The following is an 8,236-nucleotide window of genomic DNA, read 5'->3' as shown; positions in this document are numbered from 1 at the left end:
CATTTATCCATTCAGATCAAGGGAGTCATTATACGAGCCCTAAGTACCAAGAACTTTTGAAGCAAAAAGGGTTAGGTCAATCCATGTCTAGACGAGGAAATTGCTGGGACAATGCGCCTCAAGAGTCTTTTTTTGGCCACATGAAGGACCATGTTGATCATCGTAATTGTTCCTCATTAGGAGAACTACAACGAGAGATTGACCGTTATATTCGCTACTACAACAATAATCGATATCAGTGGGGATTAAAAAAGATGACACCTGTGCAATACAGGAATCATCTATTGTTAGCCGCCTAGACACAAGGCTTTTTTCAAGTGTCCTTGACAAAGGGTCCAGATCAGAGAGAGGGGCAGCTTTTTTGTGTGTGGTCAAAATGAAGAGCGATTAAGCGTTTCTTTGGAGCTGCAGGCGGATGCCTTCGCGATCGATCTGAATCCAGTATTCTACGATACGATCGTTTTCGATGCGATAAACAGCGCTTATGTATGATGAGTTTACTGGAAGGGTGGGGGTATTACAAGATAAATAAAACCCACCCCGACAACAGGCTTTGCCTGACAATCGGGGTGGGATGATTAATGTGCGAAGGCAGCTGCTACTTCAGCAATTGATGGAATTCCTCGGTCAGGAGCGGTACGACCTCGAACAGATCGCCGACGATGCCGTAGTCGGCGACTTTAAAGATCGGCGCCTCAGCATCCTTGTTGATTGCGATGATGACGCGAGAAGAGCTCATCCCTGCAAGATGCTGGATGGCGCCGCTTATGCCGCACGCGATGTAGATCTCCGGCGTCACGACCTTGCCGGTCTGGCCGATTTGCATCGCGTACTCGCAGTAGCCCGCGTCGCAGGCTCCGCGGGAAGCCCCCACAGCGCCGCCTAAGACGGCAGCCAGCTCTTCGAGCGGCTGGAAGCCATCGGCGCTGCGCACGCCCCGTCCGCCGGAGACAACGATCTTGGCTTCTGCCAAGTCGATAGTGCCGGACGTTTTCTTGACGACCTCCCGGATGATGCTGCGCAGGGAGGGAGCCGGGTAAGCAACATCGATTACTGGAGCTTGACGCGATGCGTCAGGCTCTAAGGCTGCGATGTTGTTTGGTCTAATCGTGACGACCCATGTGCCATCCGGGTCGGTAAACGCTTTCTTTTCGACGGCTTTGCCTGCGTAAAGCGGTCGTGTGAACTGCACGTTGTTGCCGCTGCGCGCGATCGCCGTTACATCCGAGAGCTGTCCGGCTGCGAGCTTTGCCGCCGCCAACGGTGCAAGATCACGACCAACAGCGGTGTGGCCGAAATAGATTGCACCTGGCCCAACGATATCCGTCACAGCCAGTAAAGCGCTCAAGTAAGCCTCAGAGTTGTAGCTCTCCAGAGCAGAGTCTTCCACAGTATATATGCTGTCTGCACCAAAAGCTGCAAGCTCACCGGCAAGTGCTTTGCTTCCGGTGCCGCCAATCAATAATGCGTTGATGACATCGCCATCTGCCGCAGAAAGCTGTGCAGCTCGTAACGCTTCAAAGGATACCTGACGCAGTTTGCCGCCGCGAGCTTCAGCAACAACAAGAAATGTTTTACCCATAGATGTAGCCTCCCCTTTATTAAATCACTTTTGATTCGTTGCGTAATGCTTGCACAAGCTCGGTCACTTGGTGTGTAATCTCACCTTTGAGAATGCGGCCCGCTTTACGCTCTGGTGGTAGAGTCAGTTCAATGCGTTTTGTTTTGGCGACTGCCGAATTAGCGCCCTCAATATCATCAAGAGTTAAGTGCTGGAATGGTTTTTTCTTCGCTTTCATAATGCCCGGCAGAGAAGGGTAGCGAGGTTCGTTCAAGCCTTGCTGAGCGGTGAACAGCGCAGGAAGAGGTACTTCAATGACTTCAATATCACCTTCCGCATCGCGGTGAGCGATGGCATTACCATCGGATACATCTAGCTTTGTTATAGATGCAACATGTGGTATGCCAAGAAGAGAAGAGAGTCGGATAGCTACTTGCCCAGCCCCATTGTCAACCGAGAAATTCCCGCCTAATATGAGATCAAATGATTGTCCACGTAAATAGTGGACTAAAATTTCGGCAACTTCGAACTCATCTCCCTGAATTCGCTCATCCGAAATAAGGATAGCTTCATCTGCCCCCATGGCAAGCGCAGTTCGCAGTGCTTCGGCGGTGCGTTCTGGACCAACGGAGAGCAAGGTTACTTTGCCGCCAAGTTCATCGCGGATTTGAATCGCCTGCTCGACCGCATATTCATCGTAAGGATTAATGACGAATTTTACGCCTTCCTCTTGGACTTCGCCGTTTTGCAGGACGATTTTTTCCTCCGTGTCAAACGTTTGCTTTAACAATACAAAAATGTCCATAGTCAAGCTCCTTTCTGAATATACATGATATACAGCCCTTTAAGACTCGATGCCTTTGATGAAAAAATTAATCGTAGGGCCGACTTGAGCGGTTAAGGAATACTTTTGCCCAGAAATGAGCCAAGATGTCACGACTTCGTCCATTCCCCCAAAAATGAGCAGTCTCACAAGCTTCACATCAATATCAGAACGGAAACTACCGTCGCTCTTCCCTCTTTCTAATATATTTTCGATGAAGATAATATATCTCTTGAGTGCAAGACCAATCTCTTTTCGAAGCTCTAGATCACTCTGTCTGAGTTCGATTTGTGTAAGGAAAGCAAGATGGATATTTCCTTCCAGCTCACTGAAATGAATTTCACAGACCTTGTACAGTGCTTCTCTAGCTGTCATTCGGTCATTCAGTCCATTGTGCAGCTTCTCAACAAGCTCGCCTAATTTCTCTTGAAACAAGCTGGTCAAAATATCCTCCTTCTTCTTGAAGTAGAGGTAGATGGTACCATCGGCCACCCCAGCTTCCTTGGCAATCCGAGAGACTTGGGATTTGTGAAAGCCATTCTCAGCGAACACTTTCAGAGCTCCTTCGAGAATCAAATAATATTTGTCTGGTTTTTTGCTACTTGTCAAGGAGATCACCTCGGTGTTAGAATACAGATATTGGTGAATGAATACTCATTCATTTTTGTAATTTCATCATAAAATACGTAGTACTCCTTGTCAACGACTTATTCAGCTTAAAAAAGCAAGTAGGAAGGTTTGCTGGCTTACAGCACGCATTGAAGCATTTTTCAACTCTGGAGATAGGGTCATATGGAACTTGCTTTTTTACGATGGTTGAATGTAAGCGCTATCTAATTGGATGGGGAGCACATTAGGAGATTCATTCAGGTCATTGGATGTGCTAGTGAAGATACAGTATGCATGATGGGCGCTTTAAAAGGAACGAGGATTCGTTATTTGCAAAAAATCCGGTTAATTCCAGGTGTTAGAGGAATACAATGCGTTATTTCACTGTTTTAGCCTTCCGAAAACCGTTATTTCCTAAAATAGCGTCCTCACGTTCCTGCCATTCCAGTTCGAGAATACATTTTTGTAAAATAGAGGATCGTGGTTCCTCTTATGCAAGCTTAAGTAGTTACGAAGCCATTTTTCTCACGAAAACTCAGCTCATGCTTACGAAGACAGTTTTGCTAAAGCAAAACTCAGCTCATGCTTACGAAGACAGTTTTGCTAAAGCAAAACTCTAAGGAGGGTCCTCAATGACCGGTTCACTCATTCAGTTTCTGTTGTTTTTAGCGGTTACAGGATATGCGGTGTATTTATTTGGCCGTGTTGTTTACCACCGATATTTGTACATTAGGCTTGGAAAGTCAGTGAATTTGAAAAAGGAAGCGAAGGCGCGGCTGAAGGAGTTCGCCATTCAAGTGTTCGGTCAGACGAAGCTGCTGAAGGATAAGAAGAGCGGTATTATGCACATTGTGATCTTTTATGGATTTATCATTTTGCAGCTTGGGGCACTTGATCTGATTCTGAAGGGATTAATTGGACATGGGTTACCGATCCCAGGTTACGATTATTTCACACTGATGCAGGAAGTAACGGTAGCACTAATCCTTCTGGCAATGGGGTATGCGACCTATCGCCGTTATGTTGAAAAGCTAAAACGTCTGAAACGCGGTTGGAAGCCGAGTATCGTCATCTTTTTCATCTTTTTCCTGATGCTGTCTGTCGTTGTCAGCGGAGGGTTTGAACGGGTACGTGAAGGGCTTAAAGCGTCAGCCTTTACGCCGATTTCATCGCTGTTTGCGGCAGCTTTTAGCGGCATGTCGCATACAGCGGCGACGATTGGCTTTTATGCCAGCTGGTGGATGCATTTGCTGATCTTGCTGTCATTTTTGATTTATGTCCCGCAGTCTAAGCATTTTCACATTATTACAGCGCCTATCAATATTTTGCTGCGACGCACGGAGCCTACTGGTAAACTGGCTTCTCTGGACTTGGAGGATGAAGAAGCGGAGTCGTTTGGTGTAGGTAAAATAGAGGATTTCACGCAAAAGCAAATGCTCGATTTTTACTCCTGTGTGGAATGTGGACGCTGCACAAATGTTTGTCCCGCCAATACGACAGGCAAAATGCTGTCGCCAATGCATTTGATTACGAAGCTGCGTGATCATTTGACGGAAAAAGGCGCCGCCATCACCTCCAAGTCCCCATGGGTACCGGCTTTTGCATTTGCAAGTCATAGTGAGCAAAACCCGCTAGAAGTTGAGTTAATTGGCGGCGTTATAACGGAAGAAGAGCTATGGGCCTGTACAACATGCCGTAATTGTGAGGATCAGTGTCCGGTAGGAAATGAGCATGTAGATAAAATTATTGATCTGCGCAGACATCTCGTCTTAACGCAAGGCAGTATGCCGCATGATGGCCAACGTGCCCTGCAAAACATCGAGAGACAAGGAAATCCTTGGGGAATCAGCCGGAATGATCGTGTGAAATGGGTCAAAGAAGTGGATCCGAATGATGAACTTAGTGTTCGTACGGTGAAAGAAAATCCCCAATTTGAGTACTTGTTTTTCCTAGGATCCATGGGTTCCTATGATAATCGCAGCCGTAAAATTACGCATGCGTTCGTGAAATTGATGAATGAGGCCGGTATCTCCTTTGCCATTTTGGGTAATGAGGAGAAAAATTCCGGTGACACCCCTCGCCGTATGGGGAATGAATTTTTATTCCAACAGCTGTGTTCGGACAATATTGCGACTTTTCAGAAGTATAAGGTTCAGAAAATCGTAACGACTTGCCCGCACACATATCATACATTCAAAAATGAGTACCCCGAATTTGGCCTTGAGGCCGACGTTTTCCATCACACGGAGCTGTTGGATGTGTGGGTGAAAGAGGGGCGCCTGAAGCCGCAATATGAAGTTCGAGAGCGCATTACGTATCACGATTCATGCTACTTAGGCCGCTATAACGAAGTGTATGATGAGCCTCGTAATGTACTGCGAGCGATTCCAGGGGTAGAACTGGTTGAGCAGGCACGTTCTCGCGAGAACAGTATGTGCTGCGGTGCCGGAGGCGGCATGATGTGGATGGAAGAAACCGCAGGCACACGTGTTAACGTAGCGCGAACTGAACAGCTTTTAAGTGTGAATCCAACTGTCATTAGTTCGGCATGTCCCTATTGTTTAACGATGGTGGAGGATGGAACGAAGCTTAAGGAGGTCGAGGAGCAGGTTAAAGCGCGAGATATCGCTGAAATTCTTGCCTTGTCTGTTTTTGGAACACCCTAGGATAAACGACTCCGTCGTCCATAAGGGACGAACGCGTTTGTCAAGGTTGATGCGAAGCTAAAGTATAAACATTATGCTTTCTTATCAACTGAAAAAATCATGTAGGAGGATATTTCCATATGACAAAGATCCGTACAGCGGCCGTTATCGGCTCCGGTGTGATGGGCTCCGGTATCGCCGCCCATTTAGCAAATGTAGGCATTCCCGTGTTATTGCTCGATATGGTGCCAATCCAGTTATTGCCGCAAGAAGAAGCTTCAGGTCTGACGTTAGATCATCCAAAGGTACGTAACCGCTTAGCGGTTAGTGCGATGGATAAGCTCAAAAAGACGAACCCAGCTCCCCTGTATAGTGAAACTTTTGCTGAGCGCATTACGCCGGGAAACTTGGAGGATGATTTAGCAAAGCTTGGCAGTGTGGATTGGATTATCGAAGTTATTGTGGAAAATTTGCAGGCGAAGCAGCAGCTAATAAGCCGTATTGAAAAGGTATGGAAGCCAGGAACGATCGTTTCCTCTAATACTTCAGGCATTTCGATTAATGCGATGGTCCAAAACGCTAGTGATGAATTTAAAAAGCATTTCCTTGGCACTCATTTTTTTAATCCACCTCGCTATATGAAATTATTGGAAGTGATTCCAAATGAACAGACAGACCCAGCAATCGTTAATTTTATAACAGATTTCTGTGAGAAACAGCTCGGGAAAGGTGTCGTTAAAGCGAAAGATACGCCTAATTTTATCGGCAATCGGATTGGCACTTATGGGCTTTTAGTTACTTTGCGCGAGATGCTCGAGAATGGGTATTCCGTCGAAGAGGTGGATGCTGTAACCGGTCCGGCAATGGGACGCCCAAAGAGCGCAACGTTCCGTACGCTGGATTTGGTTGGTCTGGATACATTCGTTCATGTCGCTAATAACGTGTTTAATCTTGTGACCGAACCAGTGGAGAAGGAAGTTTTCAATACGCCCGCCATTTTAAGAACCATGGTTGAAAAAGGCTGGATTGGGGAGAAACAGGGCCAAGGGTTTTATAAAAAAGTGAAGTCCGAAGCAGGTAAAGAAATTCAATCACTCGATTTAAACACAATGGAGTATTCGGTAAGCCGCAAAATTAGTTCAGGTTCGTTGGAGGCTGCGAAGCAGGCGAAAGGTACGGTAGGTAAGTTAAAGGCTTTGCTGGGCGCCAAAGATCGGTATTCTGAGCTCGCGTGGAACATTTTGAAACCAGTACTGATTTATTCGGCAGAAAAATTAGGTGAGATCGCTGATTCAATCGTCGAGATTGATAATGCGCTCAAATGGGGTTTTAACTGGGATCTGGGGCCATTTGAGACTTGGGATGCGATTGGACTAAAGCGTTCTGTGGAACGTATGGAAGCGGAAGGCAGTAAGGTGCCTGCGTGGGTGAAAGAGTGGATTGCCGCTGGCCATAACAGCTTTTATGAGAACAGAGAAGGCCGAAGTTTTTACTATTTTAAAAATGAGTATCGCGGCGTTGAAACGCGGCCCGAACTCATTTCCCTAGAGGCCTTGAAACAGCAAAATAAAGTGATCCGTTCGAACAGTGGCGCGAGTTTGATTGATATTGGAGACGGGGTTGCTTGCTTGGAGTTTCACTCCCCGAACAATGCGATTGGGGCAGATATTCTTACGATGATTCAGCAAAGCGTTGACGAAGTTCGAAACAACTATCGTGGGTTGGTTGTCGCGAATGAAGGCAAGAATTTCTGCGTCGGTGCCAATGTTATGCTGCTGTTAATGGAAGCGCAGGATGGCGAGTGGGATGAAGTAGATGGCATCATTCGTTTATTCCAAAATTCGATGATGAAGCTCAAAGGGCTGGAAAAGCCGGTCGTTGCAGCGCCACACAAGATGACACTTGGCGGTGGAGTTGAAGCCTGTATGCCGGCTGATCAAATTATTCTCTCAGCGGAAACGTATTATGGACTCGTTGAGGTAGGAGTCGGCTTAATTCCGGCCGGTGGCGGATTGAAGGAGTTGACGCTTCGAGCAAGTTCACAAGTTAGTGACCCGGAAGTTGATCTTCAGCCTTGGATCAATGCGATTTTCGAAACCGTAGCGATGGCGAAGGTGTCGACGAGTGGTCATGATACGAAACGACTCGGGTACATGCGTGCCCAAGACTCGGTCGTAATTAACCCGGATCACCGTATTTATGAAGCGAAGCAAGCCGTACTCCGCTTGGAAAAGGCGGGTTACACGGCGCCAGCTCAAGAGAAAATCCGCGTCGTTGGCGAGAACGGTAAAGCGGTTATGCAGATTGCTGCCTATACAATGCGCCAAGGCGGTTATATCAGCGAGCATGATCAATTAATTGCTAATAAGCTAGCACATGTGCTTGCAGGAGGTAATGTGCCGGCAGGTACGTTAGTCACCGAGCAATATATGCTCGATCTAGAGCGCGAAGCTTTCCTTAGTCTTTGTGGGGAACTGAAAACGCAGCAGCGCATGCAATACATGCTTTCCAAGGGGAAAGCCTTGCGGAATTAAGAAGCTGATCTTGCAAAACGAGCAGGGTGCTCATCTATATTAACTACTAATATTGAGGTGAAAT

At 46.9% G+C, this 8,236-nt stretch carries 6 protein-coding genes and 1 pseudogene; 3 read left to right on the top strand and 4 right to left on the bottom strand.

The window, feature by feature from the left end; translation table 11 throughout:
* Positions 1-299 (top strand): IS3 family transposase (locus tag BLT91_RS12365; RefSeq protein ID WP_141224977.1); only part of this gene is annotated, 299 nt, incomplete at its 5' end.
* A gap of 88 nt (positions 300-387) precedes the next feature.
* On the opposite strand, the pseudogene BLT91_RS32825 reads toward BLT91_RS12365, so the two are convergent.
* From BLT91_RS32825 to BLT91_RS12345, 4 genes and pseudogenes are all read right to left on the bottom strand, one after another.
* Positions 388-483: pseudogene (locus BLT91_RS32825) on the bottom strand (ester cyclase); the annotation flags it as partial.
* A gap of 115 nt (positions 484-598) precedes the next feature.
* The gene (locus tag BLT91_RS12355; protein ID WP_090821181.1) at positions 599-1,582 is read right to left on the bottom strand and encodes an electron transfer flavoprotein subunit alpha/FixB family protein; all 984 of its coding nucleotides are present in this window, start codon (positions 1,580-1,582) and stop codon (positions 599-601) included.
* Positions 1,583-1,601: 19 nt separating this feature from the next.
* On the bottom strand, positions 1,602-2,366 hold the full coding sequence (locus BLT91_RS12350; protein ID WP_090821179.1) for an electron transfer flavoprotein subunit beta/FixA family protein: 765 nt from the start codon (positions 2,364-2,366) through the stop codon (positions 1,602-1,604).
* 39 nt (positions 2,367-2,405) lie between these two features.
* The gene (locus tag BLT91_RS12345; RefSeq protein WP_090821177.1) at positions 2,406-2,993 is read right to left on the bottom strand and encodes a TetR/AcrR family transcriptional regulator; all 588 of its coding nucleotides are present in this window, start codon (positions 2,991-2,993) and stop codon (positions 2,406-2,408) included.
* Positions 2,994-3,625: 632 nt separating this feature from the next.
* Here BLT91_RS12345 and BLT91_RS12340 point away from each other — a divergent pair.
* Together BLT91_RS12340 and BLT91_RS12335 are read left to right on the top strand one after the other, a co-directional pair.
* Entirely contained in the window at positions 3,626-5,659 is a 2,034-nt protein-coding gene (locus BLT91_RS12340; protein WP_090821175.1) for a (Fe-S)-binding protein, read from the top strand.
* Positions 5,660-5,778: 119 nt separating this feature from the next.
* Positions 5,779-8,172, top strand: coding sequence for a 3-hydroxyacyl-CoA dehydrogenase/enoyl-CoA hydratase family protein (locus BLT91_RS12335; RefSeq protein WP_090821172.1), 2,394 nt, complete (start codon positions 5,779-5,781; stop codon positions 8,170-8,172).
* Positions 8,173-8,236: the final 64 nt, after the last annotated feature.

Source organism: Paenibacillus sp. yr247, assembly GCF_900103825.1.
In the GTDB taxonomy this organism is placed as follows: domain Bacteria; phylum Bacillota; class Bacilli; order Paenibacillales; family NBRC-103111; genus Paenibacillus_E.
The sequence above is the reverse complement of the archived record's forward strand: the minus strand, read 5'-3'. Positions and strand labels throughout refer to the sequence as shown.